At 67.1% G+C, this 18785-nt stretch carries 11 protein-coding genes; 3 read left to right on the plus strand and 8 right to left on the minus strand.

Annotated elements, in window-relative coordinates:
* Positions 1-136: 136 nt before the first annotated feature.
* The 3 genes from FBZ87_RS22370 (at position 137) to FBZ87_RS22380 (ending at position 4104) form a co-directional block, all read left to right on the plus strand.
* Complete coding sequence (locus FBZ87_RS22370) at positions 137-1723, plus strand: sodium:solute symporter (protein ID WP_145612813.1); 1587 nt, start codon at positions 137-139, stop codon at positions 1721-1723.
* A gap of 155 nt (positions 1724-1878) precedes the next feature.
* Positions 1879-2907, plus strand: coding sequence for a LacI family DNA-binding transcriptional regulator (locus tag FBZ87_RS22375; protein WP_145612814.1), 1029 nt, complete (start codon positions 1879-1881; stop codon positions 2905-2907).
* 129 nt (positions 2908-3036) lie between these two features.
* Positions 3037-4104: a class I SAM-dependent methyltransferase gene (locus FBZ87_RS22380; RefSeq protein WP_186454914.1), complete on the plus strand. Its 1068-nt coding sequence runs from the start codon at positions 3037-3039 to the stop codon at positions 4102-4104.
* Between the two features lie 87 nt (positions 4105-4191).
* Here FBZ87_RS22380 and FBZ87_RS22385 read toward each other — a convergent pair whose 3' ends face one another.
* The 8 genes from FBZ87_RS22385 to FBZ87_RS22420 all read right to left on the minus strand — a co-directional run bounded on the left by FBZ87_RS22385 (position 4192) and on the right by FBZ87_RS22420 (position 18300).
* Positions 4192-6573 carry a glucan 1,4-alpha-glucosidase gene (locus FBZ87_RS22385; protein ID WP_145612816.1) on the minus strand — a complete coding sequence of 794 codons (2382 nt, stop codon included), beginning with the start codon at positions 6571-6573 and terminating at the stop codon, positions 4192-4194.
* 118 nt (positions 6574-6691) lie between these two features.
* Positions 6692-7270, minus strand: a complete 579-nt coding sequence (locus FBZ87_RS22390) for a hypothetical protein (protein WP_145612817.1) — start codon at positions 7268-7270, stop codon at positions 6692-6694.
* Positions 7222-8169, minus strand: a complete 948-nt coding sequence (locus FBZ87_RS22395) for an alpha/beta hydrolase (RefSeq protein ID WP_145612818.1) — start codon at positions 8167-8169, stop codon at positions 7222-7224. The genes FBZ87_RS22390 and FBZ87_RS22395 overlap by 49 nt, the downstream gene beginning before the upstream one ends.
* A 2-nt stretch (positions 8170-8171) precedes the next feature.
* Positions 8172-10232: a glycoside hydrolase family 97 protein gene (locus tag FBZ87_RS22400; RefSeq protein ID WP_145612819.1), complete on the minus strand. Its 2061-nt coding sequence runs from the start codon at positions 10230-10232 to the stop codon at positions 8172-8174.
* Between the two features lie 40 nt (positions 10233-10272).
* Positions 10273-11907 carry an alpha-glucosidase family protein gene (locus FBZ87_RS22405; protein ID WP_145612820.1) on the minus strand — a complete coding sequence of 545 codons (1635 nt, stop codon included), beginning with the start codon at positions 11905-11907 and terminating at the stop codon, positions 10273-10275.
* Complete coding sequence (locus FBZ87_RS22410; RefSeq protein WP_211107083.1) at positions 11904-13754, minus strand: alpha-amylase family glycosyl hydrolase; 1851 nt, start codon at positions 13752-13754, stop codon at positions 11904-11906. The genes FBZ87_RS22405 and FBZ87_RS22410 overlap by 4 nt, the downstream gene beginning before the upstream one ends.
* Entirely contained in the window at positions 13751-15298 is a 1548-nt protein-coding gene (locus FBZ87_RS22415; protein ID WP_145612821.1) for a tryptophan halogenase family protein, read from the minus strand. Before FBZ87_RS22415 ends, FBZ87_RS22410 begins: the two co-directional genes overlap by 4 nt.
* 167 nt (positions 15299-15465) lie before the next feature.
* Positions 15466-18300 (minus strand): TonB-dependent receptor, encoded by a 2835-nt coding sequence (locus tag FBZ87_RS22420; protein WP_145612822.1) that lies wholly within the window; start codon positions 18298-18300, stop codon positions 15466-15468.
* Between the last annotated feature and the right edge of the window lie 485 nt (positions 18301-18785).

The following is an 18785-nucleotide window of genomic DNA, read 5'->3' on the forward strand; positions in this document are numbered from 1 at the left end:
CCGCATACGAATTCTTGTTGTGGTCGGGCCCCCCTTCCGTGCCATGAAGGATGGGCTGGCTGGGCTTCGGCCAGCCGATAAAGCCCGCGCGACATCTTACAAGCGCAGGGAAATCAAGGGATAGGGAGGGGATTGCATGGTGCCGGTTGCAGGCATGGCCTGGGTCGACTACGCCATCGTGGCGGTGTATCTCATCGGCATCGTGTCATTAGGGCTGTATCTGGCCCGCCGCCATTCCTCGACCGAGGATTTCTTCCTGGCGTCGCGCGGCACCACTTGGCCGGTCATCGGCCTGGCGCTGCTGGCCTCCAACATCTCGTCCACCACGCTGATCGGCTTGGCGGGTGCGGCCTACGGCACCGGCATCTCGGTCTACAATTACGAATGGATGGCGGCGGCCGTCCTGGTGTTCTTCTGCGTGTTCTTCCTGCCCTTCCTGCTGCGGTCCAAGGTCTATACCCTGCCGGAGTTCCTGGAGCGGCGGTACAGCGGCCTGGCGCGCACCTATTTCTCAGGCCTGACCCTGTTCCTGAACCTGGTGGTCGACACGGCCAGCGCGCTCTACGGCGGTGCCTTGCTGTTCAAGCTGCTGCTGCCCGACGTGCCCTTGTGGGAGATCGTCATCGTGCTGGCCGTCTCGGCCGGCATCTACACCATCGCCGGCGGCCTGCGCGCCGTGATCTATACCGAGACCATCCAGGCCGTGCTGCTGCTGACGGCCTCCTGCGTCATCGCCGTGCGCACCTTCCTGAAGGCCGGCGGCTGGGACGCGGTCATGGGGGCGGTGGACCCCGCCAAGCTGTCGCTGATCCGCCCTTTGAGCGACGCGGCCGTGCCCTGGCCCGGCCTGCTGACGGGCGTGCCGCTGCTGGGCTTTTACTTCTGGTGCACCAACCAGTTCATGGTGCAGCGCGTGCTGTCGGCCAAGGATGAGAACCACGGCCGCTGGGGCAGCCTGTTCGCCGGCGCCCTGAAACTGCCGGTGCTGTTCCTGATGGTGCTGCCCGGCACCGCCGCCATCCTGCTGTACCCCAACCTGAAATCGCCGGACCTGGTGTTCCCCACCCTGCTATTCGGCCTGCTGCCTGCCGGCCTGGTGGGCCTGGCGGTGGCCGGCTTCATGTCGGCGCTGATGTCGTCCATCGCCTCCACCTTCAATTCGGCCTCCACCCTGTTCACCATGGACTTCGTGCGCCGCTGGCGGCCGGAGATGCAGGGCGCCGCCCTGGTCCGCGTGGGCCGGATGGCCACCCTGGTCATGGCCGTGGCCGCCATGGCCTGGGCACCGCAGATCGAGCACTTCGGATCGCTGTGGCAATACCTGCAGGTCATCATCGCCTATGCCGTGCCGCCGGTGATGGCGCTGTACCTGGTGGGCATCTTCTGGCGCCGGGCCAACGCCGCCGGGGCCGCCGCCTGCATCGCCGCCGGCGTCCTGGGCGGGGCGGCCCTGTTCGTGGCAAACACGGTGCTGGACGTGGTCAGCATCCACTTCCTGTACGTGGCACCCCTGCTGTTCGTGTTGTGCGCCATCGTGCTGGTGCTGGTCAGCCTGGCCACGGCGCCGGACGCGGCGGAAAAGTCGGCCGGCCTGGTCTGGACCCCCGCCTTCTTCCGGGAGGAAAGCGTGCGGCTGGCGCATGAGCCCTTCTGGCGCAACTACCGCGTCCTGGCCGGCCTGCTGCTGGCCGCCACCGCCGTCATCGTCTACACCTTCCGCTAAGGGCCCCGTCCATGGTTGATCCGCTGCGGGTGTTGCCGCCCGGCACCATCCGCCCTGACCTAATGGATCCCGAGCCGCGACGCGCATTGCGGGGACGCGGGACCGATTGCTATCATCCGCGCCCAGGGGAGCACCAAGAGGCCGGAAGCAAGGGGATGCGGGTCAAGCGTCCGACATCGTTCGACATCGCCGAACTGGCCGGCGTGTCGCAGTCCACCGTGTCCCGCGCCCTGCGCAACGACGCGATGGTCAGCGAGGATACCCGCCAGCGCGTGGCCCAGGCGGCCCGCCTGCTGAACTATAAGGTCGACGTCAACGCCCGCAATCTGCGCTCGCAGAAGACCAACACCCTGGCCCTGCTGCTGTATGAAGACCCGGTAACCAGCCAGTCGCTGATCAACCCCTTCTTCCTGTCCATGCTGAGCAGCATCACCAAGGCGTCGGCGCGGCGCGGCTATGACCTGCTGATCAGCTTCCAGCAATCCAGCGACGACTGGAGTGCGGACTACGCCGCGTCCAAGCGGGCCGACGGCCTGATCTTCCTGGGCTATGGCGACTATCTGCGCTACGTCGACAAGATCAGCCGCCTGGATGAGGTCAGCACCGCCTTCGTCACCTGGGGCCCCGTGGTCCCGGGCCAGCCGGGTCACTTCATCGGGTCGGACAACATCCAGGGCGCCCGCGAGGGCGTGCGCCACCTGATCGCGCGCGGCCGCAAGCGCATCGCCTTCCTGGGCGACATTTCCGAGCATTGCCCCGAATTCCGCGACCGCTACACCGGCTATGTCGAGGCGCTGGGCGAAGCGGGCCTGCCGGTGATCGAAGCGCTGTACGCCGATGCCGCCGCCTCGGAGGAGGTCGGGCACCAGGCCATCCTGAACCTGATCGACCGCGAGGGACCCATCGACGCCGTGTTCGGCGCCTGCGACCTGCTGGCCATCGGCGCCATGAACGGCCTGCGCGAGCGATCCTTGCGCGTGCCCGAGGATGTGGCGGTGGTGGGCTTTGACGACATCGTCGCCGCCCCCTTCACTTCACCCCCCCTGACGACCATCCGCCAGGACACCGCCGCCGCCGGGGAACTGTTGGTGGAAAACCTGCTGCGCCTGATCGACGGCCGCCCCATCGAGACGACGCAGATCACCACCAGCCTGGTGGTGCGGGGCAGCTGCGGCGGCGCCTGACCCCCGTCGGGACGGCCGCCATACCCCCGGTTGTTGCCAACATCCTAGGCGTGCGGTATCCCCATGGTGGGGCCAGCAAGGGGGGACGTCGTTGGGGCGACCGGGCATACACCCCGATTGGAGTTGGACGTGCTGCAACGACCCAGCCACGGGCGATCCCTGATTTCCATGATGATGGACTTGGCCGCGCCGGAGACCCGCGAGAGCGGTTTGGCGGAACTGGAGTCCACCGGCTACCTGACGCCGGTGCTGCGGCAGGTGTGGACGGTCGAACTGGCCCGGCCCAAATACGCCAACCGCTACCTCACCGGCATCGTCTCGCAGGAAAAGGTGCGCATCGAGAAGCTGTTGCGCCAAGTCGGCGGGGAGCTGACGGCGGTGAAGACACGCGCCGTCATCAACAATTTCAGCCAGGCCCTGCAGGTCTGCAAGCAGGAGCACCGCCTTGACCCTGACCGCATCCGGCGGTCGCGCATCCTGGACTTCGGCGCCGGCGTATGGTCGTCCCTGTCCGCCTCCATCATACTCTACGCCATCGGGTTCGAGCAGGCGGACGCGTTCGAGCCCTACCCCGTCAGCCCTGACATGGTGGCGGAGAGCGTCTTTCAGACCATCCGCTGGCTATATGACACGCCGGACGCTTTCGCCGTCTTCGGCGCCACGCCGGCGACGATGAAGCAGCGGGTAGCCGCCCTGGATTTTTCCGGCCTGGAGGAAAAGCTGGATGGCCTGAACGCCGGCGGCCCGCGCGTGATCGATTTCGGACCCGTCCGGCTGTTCAACAACACCGACATGATGGACAACGGGTATTACGACCTGGTGTGCAGCAATTCGGTGCTGGAGCATGTGGAAGACATGCGCGGCGCCCTCGCGCGACAGCGGGAAATCCTGAAGGACGATGGCGCATGCGTGCACACGGTGGACTTCACCGATCACCGCGCCATCTCGGCCGACCGGGAGGACATCGAGCATTCCTTTCACATGTACTATGACGGCATCCTGGATGAGGTGAACGGCCTGCGCGCCGGCGACCTGGAATCCCTGTTCGTGCTGAGCGGCTTCCACGGCAGCGTCGTGCGGCTGATGGCGGCGCCCCACGGGTATATCGACCACACCCGCCTGCACCCCCGTTTCGCCCACTACTCCCCGGCGGACCTGGCGGCGGCGGTCAGCAGCTACGTGCTGACCAAAGCCTGAGGCTTCCCCATCGGCGGACGTGCCCGATCCTGCGGCGGCCCGCGCCGCTGATCCCCGGAGCCCATCGGCCCCGGGGATTGCAGTCACTCACGGCTTCGTCGCGTAGCGCACCGCCACGGGGGCGTAGAGGTCCCAGATCCCGCCGTCGTGCAGGGAGCGCAGCAGCTTCACATACTCCGCGTGCGCCCAGGCCAGAGGCGTCGCGCTATCGGTGCCGGCGCCGGCCTTGTAGCCGCGGCCGCCATCGCTACCCACCCCGTCCCACACCTGTTCCGGGATCATCAGGCCCTGGTTGGCGAAGCGTTCCATGGCGCGGACGTAGGTGGTGCGTATGGCCTCCACCTCCGCCGGCTTGGCCCCGCCGGCCTTGGCCGCCGCCAGCGCCAGCTCGTAATGCCCGCGCTCACCCGTCAGCAGGGGCCAGACGCGGCCGCGCTGGGTGGGGGTCATGCTGCCGCTGACGGCATAGTTGGCGCCGGTCGCCCGATCCTCGCCATAGCCGTCGTTGCCGTAGCGGCGCCAGCCGGGGTAGGCCGTGGCGTCGCCATCGAAGTGGAAAGTGTACTTGACGCGCAGGTTCTCCGGCAGCGTCTCGTCATCCAGCACCGCCAGGCTGGACTTGATGACGGGGTCGCTGGGCGCCCGCACGCCATAGCGCACCAGCTCCAGGAAGCCGCCGTCGACATAGGCATCCTCCGTCAGCGCCTGCTGCCCGTTCCGTACCGCCAGGGGCGTGTGGGCGTTGGGCTGGCCCGTGGGCGCGATGCGCAGGTAATACCCCGCCTTCGATCCTTTCGGCGCCAGCTGGCCGTTGGTGGTGACCGTCGCGGCCTCCAGCCCGGCGGAATAGGTGTCGGCGGCGGCGTAGTAGCGCTTTACCGCCGCCTCATCGCCCGCCTGGCCCGCCAGTTCGGCCGCCGCCGCCAGGCCGGCGATGACCGCCGCCGTGGTGGAGGGGGAGTTGCCGGCCTGCTCCTCCCAGCGTTCCTGCTGAGTCACGGGCGGGTGGATGGTGGCCTTGTTCCAGCCGATGCCGGCGGTACCGCCCTTGACCAGGAAGTCGGCGGCCGGCTTCACCATGCTGGTGTAGAGCGCGGTGGCCTCGGCGTCGCTGATGACGCCGTTGCGCCACAGGCGCCAGGCCAGCATCAGCGGCATGGCCGTCTGGTCCAGCTGCACGCCCACCCATTCCGGCGTGCCGTCCACATGCGTCTTCTGCAGGAACCAGCCGCCGTCGCCATGGTTGCCGGGCGTCTTCGGTCCCACCTGGATGGTCTTCAGGTAGGCCAGCGCCGCCTTGGGCGTCTCGCTGTCGCCCAGGGCCAGCAGGGCCATGGCGCACTGGTAGAAGTCGCGCGGCCACACCGCCTTGTAGCCCGTCGCCGGCTTGTCCGCCTTCTGCGTGTCGCCCCAGGGCGCGGACAGCGACGCGATCAGCGCGCCAGGATGGGTCTTATCCTCCTGCGCCTTCAGCACCAGGGCACTGGCGTACAACAGCTTGCCGCCATCCATGGCGACCTTAGCCAGGTCCGGCAAGGGCGCCAGCTTGGCCTGGTATCCTTCCCAGCCGGCATCATACGCCGCCAGCACGGCGTCGTGCCCGCGCTTCAGCGTGGCCGTGGCGGCGGCGTCCGCCGCCTTGGCGCTGTCGCCGAAGCCGACGACGATGTCGAAGGTTGCTTCCCCCGTCACGGGCGCCAGGGCGCCCGCCAGGGCCACGTTGCCGGCCTTGTCGCCGGTGGTGGTGTAGCTGCCCTCCAGCTTGCCGGCCTTTTGCAACTGGGTCAGCCCGTCGGAAGCGCCGACGAAGCCCACGCTGGCGGTCTTGAAGCCCGGGGCGGCCTTCACCACCAGATGGCGGTCGCCCTCATAGGCGTGCAGGGCGCCGTCGACCACATCGGCCTTGTCGCCGCCGCCGGTGCCGCCCATCTGCGGGTCCACCAGCAGAAAGGGGGTGACCGTACCGCCCTTGGCCCGCACCGTCACGCGCACCACCAGCGTGTCGGCGGCGGGGTCGGTGAAGACCTGTTTCTCGATCTCGTACTTGCCGTTCCTGGCCTTGTTTACGACCTTGTAGGCCAGCGAGCGGGGACGGCCGGCGGCATCGACATCCAGATAGCTGGTGGTGCTGTCGGTATCCTTGTCCTCCACATCCAGGAAGCCGTCGCCCTGGATGGCGAGCTTCAGCTCGCGCAGCTGCACCTCATGGATCAGGCCGTACATCGTCTCCGTAACCACCCCCTTGGCCAGCGAGAACCAGACGCGCGACGGCACCGCCTTGCCCGCTTGCGCATCGTAGGCGTGATACGCTGTGCCGATGCCGGTCTTGCCCGCGTAGGCGCCCGTCGCCGCCTGCCCCGGCGCCCCCGGCGCCACGGCGGCGAAAGCGGCCCCCGTCATGCTTGAAGCCAGCAGCATCACCATCAGCGCGGCCGCCCGTTTCCGTCCCATCGTCTTATTGTTCGTCATTCCATCACCAGGCTCAAAAGACAGCAGGCCCCACTGTCCCCCGCAGTGCACCGCACAAGGGCTTGAATACGTATGGGAGGCTGAAGACGGAAGGGAGAAATACGTATGTGGGATGCGGCTATCGCGACCAAGGCCAGCGCTGGCGCGGCATGCGCACTTTCGGCGGATGGGGATTGTTGAAGCCGCCGGGTAGATCGTCTTCCCATACGGCAAGTAGGCCGTTGAGGATGAAACCGACGACAACAAAAACGATCGCTAGCCACCAAGGCATTTTGAAGACTTCGACGAGCAGCACAACCACGCTGAGGGCGATGGTTGCGAGGATGATCTTCGTTCGAAACAGAATGCGCCGCAGCTGCTTTTCCCTATCGTCCATCTTCGCCTGCCCCGCAGTTGGCCTTATTCTAATGCCAAAAGTGCCGGCGCCACCAGGCGACAGCGTCGCCCGGGCCGTAAGGAGCGGTTTATGGAAGATGGAATCGTTATCCTGCGCTCCCATGCATCCACGGGGACCGCAAATGCCGCCACGGTAGCGACCGTCACGCTGCAAGTGCCGGCGCTTCAATATGACTTCGCTGACCACCGTATTGATGGTCGGCCACATCAGGCTGGAGTAGCTACGCTCAAGGGCCCGAACCGGCGATATGCTCAACGCGCCAACAGGAACCCCAACGGCACGTCCAGCCGCGCGCGCCATGAAGCCTCGTTGTGGTCGGCGCCGGGGTAGACGCGGGTCATGAAGTCCACGTCCTCGCGATAGCCCTGTGCCCGCATCTGGGCGTCCACCTTGTCCTGGTAGGGACCGTAGAGGCTGTCCAGGTTGATGGTACCGTGGTCGAAGTACACCTTGCCGTCACCGGGGCGGGGCAGACGGTCGCGCAGGTAGTCGCGGAACAGGGCGGCGACACGGTCCAGGCGGGGGTCGTGGGCGTTCACCAGGTCGCCCTGGGTGCTGACCAGCCAGTGGGTGGACAGGGCCCCGGCGCCGCCGAACACCTGGGGATACCGGCACAGCGCGTAGAGGGAGATGAGGCCGCCCATGCTGGAGCCCATGACCACCGTGTCCGCCCGTGCCGGACGGGTGCGGAAGCGGGCATCGACGGCGGGCTTCAGCTCCTCCACCACGAAGCGCAGATAGCCGTCGGACAGGGGGGAGCCCGCCAGGCCTTGCAGCTCCGCCGGCAATCGGCCGTCCAGGTTGGGGGCGTACTCCTGCGAGCGCAGGTCGGTATTCCAAATACCCACCACCATCGTCGGCTTCACCGTGCCGGCCGCCATCAGGCGGGTCAGATGCTGGCCCACGCCCCAGGTCTGGCCGCCATAGGCCGTTGCCGCGTCGAACAGGTTCTGGCCGTCGTGCATGTAAAGAACGGCATAGCGATCCTGGCTGGCATCATAGTCCGGCGGCAGCCAGACCGTGACGCGGCGCGCCTTGGCATGGGCGGATGCCATGTCGCCCATATCCACCAAGCGTCCCGGCAGGGGACCGGGGCCGTCCGGTGCGGTGGGGGAGAGCGCACCGGCGAAGGCGGGCGTCCCCGGCAGGGTGGCGACGGCCAGGCAGGCCAGGGCCGTGCGGCGGGTCAGTGTCATCATGATCAATGCCCCTTGCCCGCCACCAGCTGCACGGCCGCCCCACCGCCGCGCGCCAGCGGCAGGCTCAGCGTGTCGCCCCGGTGCACGGTGCGGGTCTCCACAATCATGGGATGGCCGTCGGTGTGCCAGTCGGCGTTCGGGCCGTCGCGGTAGATGTGGGCGGTGTAGTCGCGGCCGGCGTCCAGGAAATCCAGGGTCACGGTCAGGGTGCGGGGCTGGTCGTCGCCCACGCTGCCGATGTACCAGTCATCTCCCTTCCTGTCCTTGCGGGCGAAGGTGGCGTATTGCCCGACCTCGCCGTTCAGCACGCGGGTGTCGGACCAGTCGACCGGCACCGCCTTGATGAAGGCCAGGGCATCCGGGTACTTGGCGTAGTTCTCCGGCAGGTCGGCCAGCATCTGCACCGGGCTGTACAGCACGACGTACAACGCCAGCTGCTTGGCGAGCGTGGAGGGGATGCGGGTGTTGTCCTTGCCCGTCAGGCTGACCACGCCGGGCGTGAAGTCGAAGGGGCCGGACAGCATGCGGGTGAAGGCCAGCGTCGCCTCATGGTTGGGCGGGTTCTTCGGGTCGCCCCAGGCGTTGTACTCCATGCCCCGCGCCCCTTCCCGCGCCACCCAGTTGGGATAGGTGCGGCGCAGGCCGGTATCCTTGATGGGCTCGTGGCTGTCGATGGCGATGTGCCGCTTGGCCGCCTCCGTCACCACGCGCAGGTAGTGGCGGGACATCCACTGGCCATCGTGCCATTCGCGCAGGGTTGTGCCATCGGGTTCCACCCGCTCGATATCGCCGTCATCGGTGACATAGCCGGTCTTGATGGCGGGGATCCCCAGGCCCTGGGCGTAATCCAGGGCGGCGTCCAGCTGGCTTTCGTAATGGCTGACGGAACCGCCGGTCTCATGATGGCCGATCAGGTTCACGCCCTTGGACCGGGCGTAGGCGGCCATGCCGGCCCAGTCCAGGTCGGGCGTCGGCTTCTTGAAGTCGAAGTCGTTGCCGTTGCCGAACCACTGGCCGTCCCAGCCCACGTTCCAGCCTTCCACCAGCACGCCGCCGATGCCGTTGGCGGCCGCGAAGTCGATATGCTTGCGCACATTGGCGGTGGTGGCGCCGTGCTTGCGGCCGGTGGCCCAGCTGGCGGACCCCAGGTGCATTTCCCACCACACGCCCACGAACTTCTCCGGCTTCACCCAGCTGACGTCGCCCAGGGCGTTGGGCTCGTTCAGGTTCAGCTCCAGGTGCGATTGGTAGAGGCCGCCGGCGCTGTCGGCGAAGATCAGGGTGCGCCACGGCGTGGTGAAGGGCGCCTGGCGCACCACGCGGGCGCCGAGCGGGCTGGGCGACAGCGTGGCCTTCAGCCGCTGGCCGTCCACCCGCCGCACCCACATGCCGGCATAGTCCACCAGCGCCGCCTCATGCAGGGCGATGTGGGTGCCGTCGTCGGTGCGGATGGTCAGGGGGGTATGCGCCTGGCCCAGCTCCGCCAGGGGGGTGTGGTTGTAAATGTATTCGTAGCTGTCCCACTCCCCGGCCGGGGTCCACCATGCCTCCCCTGTCCGCACCACGGCGAACTCGGTCAATTCGTCGGCGATGCGCACGGTCTTCAGCTGCGGCTGGTCGGGGAATTCATAGCGGAAGCCGACGCCATCGTCATAGACGCGGAACACCACGTCCAGCTCGCGCGCGGCCCCCGCCTTTTCCTTCAGCCGCACGCGCAGTTCGTTGAAATGATTGGCAATGGCACGCCATTCGCCCCAGGGCTGTTCCCAGGTTTCATCCACCGTGCGGGTGGACTGGCCGGCCAGGGTGAAGCCGCGTTCCATCTTCGGCGCATCGGTGAACAGGAAACCCAGGCGGGAGGGGGCGATGACCTCCGCCCCACGGCGGGTGACGGCATAGGCTGGCCGCCCCTCCCCATCCAGCTCCACCCGCACGGCGAGAGTGGCGGCGGGGGAGGCGATGGTGGCCACGACCTTGGCCGGTGTTTCCGCCAGGGCCGGCAACGCCACAAGCACCAGTGCCAAAACCACCAGCGCCCCCAGGCGCCTTGTCAGGGAAACCATCACCACCGCCCTCCCATTTTTTTCTTTTTGGATCAGAGCCTTACGGCCGTGACAGCACCAGCCCGCCGAAGGGCGGCAGGGTCCAGCCCTGGGTGCCGGACTGGGGTTCACCCACGCTGTCCACCACCGGCCAGTTCGCCCCCTCGGGCGTCGTCCACGCCCCGGGCCCGAAGTTGAACAGGCACAGCAGCGTCTCGTCGCCATGGCTGCGTTCGAAGGCCAGCACGTGCTCGCCGGCCTCGACAAAGCGCATCCCGCCCACGGCCAGCGCCTCATGCGCCTTGCGCAGCCCCAGCACCCGGCGGGTCAGCGCCAGGTGTGAATGGGGGTCGGCCTGCTGCCGGTCCACCGCCATCGCGTCATGGTCGGCGCCCACGGGCAGCCAGGGCTGGACCGTGCTGAAGCCGGCGTTGGGGGCGCCGGACGTCCACGGCATGGGCGTGCGGGCACCGTCGCGGCCCAGGGTCAGGGGCCAGTTGGCGATGGCCTCGGGGTCCTGCAGCTGCTCGAACGGAATGGACACCTGGGTCAGTGCCAGTTCTTCCCCCTGGTAGAAGAAGATGTTGCCGCGCAGCGTAACCAGCAGCAGCGCCGCCATGCGGGCGAAGGCCGCGCGGTCCTCCGGCTTTGCCCAGCGCGAAACGCAGCGCGGCGCGTCGTGGTTGGAAAAGGCCCAGCTGGGCCAGCCCAGGCCGGGTTCATCCGGCCACAGCTCCAGCGCCTTGCGCACCAGGGCCGGGGTCAGCGTGTCAGCGTAGAGGAAGCTGAAGTCGTAGGCGCTGTTCAGCCGCGTGTCGCCGGCGGTGAAGGCCTTCATCTCGCGGTCGGCGTCCGGCCCCCCCACCTCCGCCACCGTGAAGCGGTCGCCATCGTAACTGTCCAGCACGCCGCGGATGCGCTCCAGGAATTTCGGGATGTCCGGGTGGGACATGTTCTTGGAATGCAGCTGGAAATCGAAGGGCCGCGTGCGCACGGCGTGCGTATCCGGGTTCACCGGGTTATCGGTGAAGGCCGGGTCGTGCATGGAGAAGTTGATGGCATCCAGGCGGAAGCCGTCCACCCCCCGGTCCAGCCAGAAGCGCGCCACGTCCAGCAGGGCGTCCTGCACCACCGGATTGTGCACGTTCAGGTCTGGCTGTTCGGTCAGGAAGTTGTGCAGGTAGTACTGGCGCCGCCGCGCATCCCAGGTCCAGGCCGGGCCGCCGAAAACGGACTGCCAGTTGCAGGGCGGGCTGCCGTCGGGCTTGGCATCGGCCCAGACGTACCAGTCGGCCTTGGGGTTGGTGCGGTCCTGGCGGCTTTCCTGGAACCACGCGTGCTGGTCCGAGGTGTGGGAATAGACCTGGTCAATGATGACCTTGAGGTTCAGCGCATGCGCGCGGGCCACCAAGGCGTCGAAATCGGCCAGGGTGCCGAACAGCGGATCGACATCGCGGAAATCGGACACGTCATAGCCGAAGTCGCGCATGGGGGAGGTGAAGAAGGGCGACAGCCAGATGGCGTCCACGCCCAGGCTGGCGACATGGTCCAGATGCCGGGTGATGCCGGGCAGGTCGCCCACCCCGTCGTTGTTGGCGTCGGCGAAACTGCGCGGATAGATCTGGTAGATCGCCGCCCCGCGCCACCAGGGTCGGGCGCCGCCCGGTCCGGTATGGGTGGGGTGTTCCATGGTCATGAAGCCTCTCCAGATGCGCAGACAACGTAATCAAGGGGGGCCACCCGGACAGCATAGCTGCCGGGGGCGGTAGGGGCAGGGCCGCATGAGCCGTGCAAGGCGGTGAAACTGGTCCATTGGGCCCCGACCTCAACCTGGGCGCTCACCGGTTGGGTCCCGGTGTTGACGGCCACCAGCACCTCCCGCCCCGTGGCGGGGTCGATACGCGAGACGGCGAACAAACCCGGCTTTTCACCGGCGTAGCGCAGGACGCTGCGGCCGCGGCGCAGCGCCGGCTCCGCCTCACGCAGGCGCGCCATCTCGGCCAGGGCCTTATAGAGGGGATGGTCGGGGTTGAAGCTGGGCGTGGCGGTGGTGGCCGTCGTGCCCACCAGGCGTTCCGCGTTGTAGGACGCGACCCGGCTGCCGAACATATCCTCGCGGCCGGCGCGATCCTCCCCGCCGCTGAAGCCCTGCTCATCTCCCGAATAGACGACCGGGACGCCGCGCTGGGTGAACATCAGGGCATTGGCCAGGATGACGCGCTTCAGGATCTCGTCCTCCCCAGCCTGAGGGAAGGCCTTGCGGGCGAAGTAGGCAAAGCGGCCGTGGTCATGGTTGCTGACAAAGGTGGGCAGCTGGCGCGCCGCATCCTCACCGCCCTCATACAGGGCGTCGCCGTCCAGCATCAGGGCCAGCCTGTCGGTGCCCTTGGTGCCGGCAACCGTGTCGACCACGGCGCGGCGGAAGGCGAAATCCAGCACGGCCGGCAGCTTGTCCACCCGGGTATGGCGGGCCAGGATGGCCACCCGGCCGTCGGTGTCCGCCACCTCGCCAAAGATATGGAAGTGGGGAATGCCCTTGGCCCTGGCGCGTTCCAGCATGGCGGGCACGAAGGCCTGCCAGAACTCCGGGTTCACGTGGCGGGTGGTATCGATGCGATAGCCGTCGATGCCATAGCGGTCGATCCAGGCGCCGTAGATGTCGATGAAACCCCGCACCACGGCCGGATGCTCGGTCATCACGTCGTCCAGGCCGCCGAAGTCGCCGTAGAGGGAGCTTTCGCCCTTGAAGGTGGATTCACCGCGGTTGTGGTAGTAGCGGGGGTCGTTCAGCCACTCCGGCGCCTTAACATGCCGTTCCGCCTCGGGCACGAAAGGGGTGTAGGCGTAGGCCGGGTCCGTCAGCCGCACGAAGTTCTCTTCCGTCCGGACCTCGTCGCCCTGGAAGCCGGCGTTGATGGCCGGACCGGCCGGGCCGCCCTTGCGGGTGTAGGGATAGTCGGCCTTGGAGCGGTAGGGACAAGGCTTGCCCACACATTCCTTGTATTGGATGACGTCGGCCGTGTGGTTGATGACGATGTCCAGGTAGACCTTCATGCCGCGCGCGTGCGCCGCGTCCACCAGGGCCTTGAAGTCGTCGTCGGTGCCCAGATGCGGATCGACGTGGGTGAAGTCGGTGATCCAGTAGCCGTGATAGCCGGCGGACTGGTGGCCAGGCGCCCCCTGCACCGCCTTGTTCTTGAACACCGGGCCGACCCACAGGGCCGTGGCGCCCAAGCCCTGGATGTAGTCCAGCCGCCGGATCAGGCCTTTAAGATCACCGCCGTGATAATAGCCGCTGTCGGTCGGGTCATAGCCGGTGACCGACCGGTCGCCGCCGAGCCCGCCGCCCAGGCCACCCGTGTCGTTGGCGGTGTCGGCGTTGTCGAAGCGGTCGGGCAGCAGGAAATAGACCACCTCATCCTCCGCCAGGCGGTCGCGATAGTCGGCGGCCCGGGCCCGGGAGATGCCCGCCGGCAGCAGGGTCCCGGCGGCGATGATCATGGTCGTGGCAAGCAGCGCCAGACGGCGGCTGAAGGGCATCATGCGGTCCTCGTCAGGCTGTCGGCCTTGCAGTGGCGGGCGATGAAGTCGGCGTGGGAGGGCATGGCGTCCACCTCGCGCGCCACCGCCGCCTTGATGTCGTCCAGGAAACAGCGCAGATCCTCCTCCGACAACTGGTCGGCCAGGGGATGGTAATCACGCGGCCAAACCCCCTGCCCCAGGAAGACGTGCAGCCAGCTCACCTCGCTGAACAGTTCGTCGTGGTCGCGGGCGACGCGGCCCATTGCCCGGAAGACGCGCATGCGGCGGGCCAATTCCTCCGGCACCGGCCGGTCCCGGCACTCCCGCCAGAAGGGGCTGCCGTCGCGTTCCGTGGCCGCGTAGTGCAGGATGATGAAATCGCGGATGCGCTCATACTCGATGGCCGACGCGCGGTTGAACTCGTCCGCCACGGCGGGATCGAAACCCCCATCGGGCGACGAATGATTGGGCAGCAGCGTGATCAGGCGGGAAATCGCGGACTGGACCAGGTGGATGCTGGTGGATTCCAGGGGCTCCATGAACCCGCCGGCCAGGCCCACGGCCACGACGTTGCGGTTCCAGAAGCGACGGCGGCGACCGGCGGTGAACCGCAGCGGACGCGGCTCGGCCAAGGCCTCGCCGTCCAAGTTGGCCATGAGCGTGGCAGCCGCCTCGTCATCGCTGACATGGCGGCTGGAATAGACGTAGCCGTTGCCGGTACGGTGCTGCAGCGGGATGCGCCACTGCCAGCCGGCGGGCCGCGCGGTGGAGCGGGTGTAGGGCGTCAGGGCGGCGGCCGACCCGTCATGCGCGCTGGGCACGGCCCAGGCCCGGTCACAGGGCAGCCAGTGCGTCCAGTCTTCGAACCCGGTGTTCAGGGCCTGCTCGATCAACAGGCCGCGAAAGCCGGAACAGTCGATGAACAGGTCCCCGGCGACGCGGGTACCGTCCGCCATCTCCACCGCGTCGACAAAGCCGTCATGGGCGCGCAGCACGGTGCGGACGATCTTGCCCTCCGTCCGGCGCACGCCCCGCTGTTCCGCGAACCGCCGCAGATAGCGGGCGTAAAGCCCGGCATCAATGTGGAAGGCGTGCGCCAGCGGCTCAAGCGGGCTTTGCCGGCGCGGGTCGGGCCGGATGAAGCGTCCGCGCCGGGCTGCCACACTGTTCAGGATGTAAGGTTCCCAATCATCCGTCAGGCCCAGGCGGTGGGCTCGCAGCCAGAAATCCTGGAAATGGCCCAGCCCCAGCGACCGGCTGAAAGCGCCGAAGCTGTGCAGGTAACGGTGTCCCGGCCGCAGCCAGTCCACGAATTCGATGGCCAGCTTGATGGTGCCCTGGGTCTGACGCAGGAAATCGTTTTCGTCCAGGCCCAAGGCGCGGTTGAAGATGGCGATGGGGGGAATGGTCGCCTCGCCCACGCCCACGGTGCCGATCTCTTCGGATTCCACCAGATGGATGCGGTGGCCGCCGGGACCGAGGATGTGGCTGAAGAGGGCGGCCGTCATCCATCCGGCGGTGCCGCCGCCAACGATGACGATGTCGCGGAGGGGGGCGAACGTCATGGCCTGTCTTCCAGGTCGCTGTTGCCGGTACGTCCCCACCGGAGCGGGGAAAAGGGTGAGGCGGGCCCGGGTTCACTTGGGTCTGGGCCCGCCTCACGAGGGCTCGGGGAGAAAGGCGAGAGGCGCCCGCCGGCCGGGATGCCGGCGGGAGACCCCACCCTATCGGCTCAGTACTTGTAGGAAGCGCCGAGCAGATAACGAACGCCGTACTTTTCGTACCGCCAATTCTGCGTGGTATCGCCGTTGTAGTAGGTGATGACCGGCTCGTCGGTCAGGTTCTGGGCCTGCAGGACGATGGAGAGGCCCTTGAGCGCGCCTTCGCCGAAGTCGTAGCTGACCTGGGCATCGACCAGGGTCTCCGGCACCGCCAGGTCGAACTCGCGGCCCTGGCCGAAGCCTGTCTGTTCCGACAGGTAGCCGGAGCGGTGAGTGACCGAGACGCGGGCGCCGAAACCGCTGTTTTCGTAGTACAGCGTGCCCTGCTCGGTCCACTTGGAGTAGCCGGCCACCGGCAGCGTGCTGTTGCCGCTGCCCACACCCTGGGAACCCGCCTGCAGGTCGGTCTGCGTCCAGCCGGCGGCGCCGTTGATGCCGAAGCCTTCCAGCTTGGACCACACCATGTCCAGCGGCACGGCGAACGCGGCCTCCACGCCCTCGATCATGCCGCCGGTGCCGTTCACCGGCACGGTGACATAACCCAGGTTGGTGCTGGACCCGGTGGTGGAATTGCTGGTGACGCCGGTGAAGTCCGTCACCGTGCTCTTGTTGTAGATGTTGTTTTCCAGGTGCTTGTAGAACGCCGCCAGCGACAGGTAGCCGGCCTTGTTGAAATAGTATTCGTAGGACAGGTCCACCGCGTCGGCGTACCAGGGCTTCAGGTACGGGTTGCCGCCGTTGCCGCTCCACGGGCTGTTGTTCAGGTTGCCGCCGGTGTAGCCGGCCTTGGAGCTGTCGAAGCTGTAGGACAGGTTGGCCTGCATCTGGTCCATGCGGGCCCGCATCATCTCGCGGGCGGCGCCCAGACGGATCTGGTGGTCCGGGTTGGGCAGCACGAAGGACAGGTTCAGGCTGGGCAGCAGGTCATTGTAGGCGATGCCCTGGGTGCGGGGGGCGTAGACGCCGGCGGCGGAGTTGGCGGTGCTGACAGCGATGCCCGTGGACGACTGGTCGGTATGGACCAGCTGCAGGCCGACATTGCCGGTGACCTTCACGCTGCCCAGGTTGCCGTCGACGTCGGCCTTGACGAAGGCTGTCGTGACCTTTTCATCCACGGTGTAGTGGCTGTCGCCGGTGCAGTTGGCACGATACTGGCCGCAAGGCACCAGGCTGTAGACGCCGCGGGACAGCAGTTCCACCGGGTTGTAGGCAACGGTGTTGCCCAGGCCGATCCAGCTGAGGTCGGCGGTGCCCACCATGGCCCATGACGGAATGGCGGCGCTGGCGCCCCTCACCCCGGTCAGCGGGTCAACCGGCGCGGTCAGGTTGGACGTCAGGGTGACGTACCATTCCGGCTGGTAGTATTCCTTGTTGCGCTCGGTGTAGTTCACGCCGATGTCGATGTCCTTGAGGAAGGCGACTTCGTGGAAGTCCTTCTTCAGATCGCCCTTCAGCGAGTACAGGTCGTCGTGCACCCGCGGCTTGTTCAGGTAGCCGTTCTGGGCATAGGGGGTGGTGCCGCCGTTCCAGTTATTGGGATCGGTCAGCTTGATCAGGTTCGGATCGGCGTAGTTCAGGTTGTGAGTGTACTGGTACCCGGCCTCATTGGTGCCGACATTGGTGAACCCGATGGTGTCGGTGGCGCCCGACGACCCGCTGGAACCGGTGCCGAAGTAGGATTCGAAGCGGGTGGTGGTGCGGTCGGCCAGGCTGTAGCCGGCGTCCAGGGTGCCGGTCCAGTCGCCCTTGGTGTAGCGCCCGTTCCAGCCGATGGAATACAGGTCGGACTGGGTGGTGCCCACGTCGCTGCGGCCCACGCCCTTCACGCCGCTGAACGCGCCGCTGGTGATCATGTTGCCGACGGTGGTGTAGCCGGGCAGCAGCGCCACGGGCGGCTGCGCGCCGATGGCCGAGCCGTTGCCCCATTGCAGCGGCATCTCAATGCCGCGCTGCCACTGGTAGTCCTGGTAGTGGGTGTAGAAGAAGTCCAGCGACGTGGTGAAGTTGTCGGTGGGCTTGTACTGCACCGTGCTCATGATGCCGGTGCGGTTGAACTCTTCGGAGTTCGCGCGCACCTCGTCACCGCCGATGACGTATTTGCCGTTGGATAGCTGCGGATAACCCCAGACGCGCGAGGTTTCCTGCTGCGTCGGCGAGTTCAGGTGGGCGATGGACAGCGACACGCCCAGGGTATCGTGAGCGAACTGGTCGATGTAGGTGGCGCTGGCGCGGTAGCCCTTGTCCTCGCTGTCCGAGTTGAGCTTGCCGATGGAGGTCTGCTCATACCGGGCGGAGGCGGACAGCACCTGCTTGCCGTAGTCCAGCGGGCGCACGGTCTGCAGATCCACGGTGCCGGCCAAGCCCTGGGCGGTGAAGCCGGCCTGCGGGGTCTTGTAGACCACGGCGCTGCTGATGATTTCCGAGGGGTACAGGTCGTATTCGACGCTGCGGTTGTTGCCGGTCGACACCTGCTCGCGCCCGTTCAGGGTGGTCAGGGTGAAGTCGGGGCCCAAGCCGCGCAGGCTGATGACCTGGGCGCGGCCGTCCACGCGCTGGGCGGCCAGGCCCGGCAGGCGGGCCAGCGATTCAGCGATGGAGTTGTCCGGCAGCTTGCCGATATCCTCGGCCGAGATCGCTTCCACGATCTGGCTGGCGTCGCGCTTCGCCTCGATCGCCGTTTCCAGCGAGTGGCGGAAGCCGCTGACGACGATTTCCTGCATGTCGTCGTTGGCGGCGGCGGCATCGGCCGGCGCGCTCTGCGCCAGGGCGGACCCGTGCATCATCAGCACGGCGGCGCTGACACCCAGGGCGAGCCTGGCGGCCAAACTGATCTTCGTGTTCCTCATGGCACCCTCCCCTTAAGTCTTGGCTTAAGCAGGCCGTTACCCGGCCCAGTTGCTGCTGTTCTTCAAAGTGTCCGCCCCTGCGGACGGATACCCCCCGGGTCGCCCCGGCGTGAACGAAGGCTGTGGCCGCCCCGGGTCGACGGGGCACCTTGCGCGACGTCATGAATGTCACGGTATGGATCAGAGATGGCTCAGGTACGACTGTACCAAGCGTTTCAGGGCGCCTGGCCGTATCGTTTCCACCTGAACGCGCATCAACCTGGATTTGGGTGCTTGGGCACCCTGGCCCCGTATCCTCCCGAATTTGCGACGATCATAGTGTGGGGCGGATTTTTGTAACATAGTCCGCATACGTATGTGCAACGATCCAGTAACAGTCACATACGTATTCAGACAGGAAGGCGGCTGTTAACCAATTCTGCTTTGCTCACCCAAATAATCATGTGTGCAGGTGCACAATGAAAAAGGCCGGACCCTTGCGGATC

It is taken from the genome of Nitrospirillum amazonense, assembly GCF_007828035.1.
GTDB lineage: Bacteria > Pseudomonadota > Alphaproteobacteria > Azospirillales > Azospirillaceae > Nitrospirillum > Nitrospirillum amazonense.

Excerpts from the sequence above, each read along its gene's own strand:
- FBZ87_RS22370 (WP_145612813.1), top strand. The coding sequence starts at position 137 with ATGGTGCCGGTTGCAGGCATGGCCTGGGTCGACTACGCCATCGTGGCG.
- FBZ87_RS22405 (WP_145612820.1), bottom strand. The coding sequence starts at position 11,907 with ATGACCATGGAACACCCCACCCATACCGGACCGGGCGGCGCCCGACCC.
- FBZ87_RS22420 (WP_145612822.1), bottom strand. The coding sequence starts at position 18,300 with ATGAGGAACACGAAGATCAGTTTGGCCGCCAGGCTCGCCCTGGGTGTC.
- FBZ87_RS22410 (WP_211107083.1), bottom strand. The coding sequence starts at position 13,754 with ATGATGCCCTTCAGCCGCCGTCTGGCGCTGCTTGCCACGACCATGATC.
- FBZ87_RS22385 (WP_145612816.1), bottom strand. The coding sequence starts at position 6,573 with ATGACGAACAATAAGACGATGGGACGGAAACGGGCGGCCGCGCTGATG.
- FBZ87_RS22395 (WP_145612818.1), bottom strand. The coding sequence starts at position 8,169 with ATGATGACACTGACCCGCCGCACGGCCCTGGCCTGCCTGGCCGTCGCC.
- FBZ87_RS22400 (WP_145612819.1), bottom strand. The coding sequence starts at position 10,232 with ATGGTTTCCCTGACAAGGCGCCTGGGGGCGCTGGTGGTTTTGGCACTG.
- FBZ87_RS22375 (WP_145612814.1), top strand. The coding sequence starts at position 1,879 with ATGCGGGTCAAGCGTCCGACATCGTTCGACATCGCCGAACTGGCCGGC.
- FBZ87_RS22415 (WP_145612821.1), bottom strand. The coding sequence starts at position 15,298 with ATGACGTTCGCCCCCCTCCGCGACATCGTCATCGTTGGCGGCGGCACC.
- FBZ87_RS22390 (WP_145612817.1), bottom strand. The coding sequence starts at position 7,270 with ATGGCGCGCGCGGCTGGACGTGCCGTTGGGGTTCCTGTTGGCGCGTTG.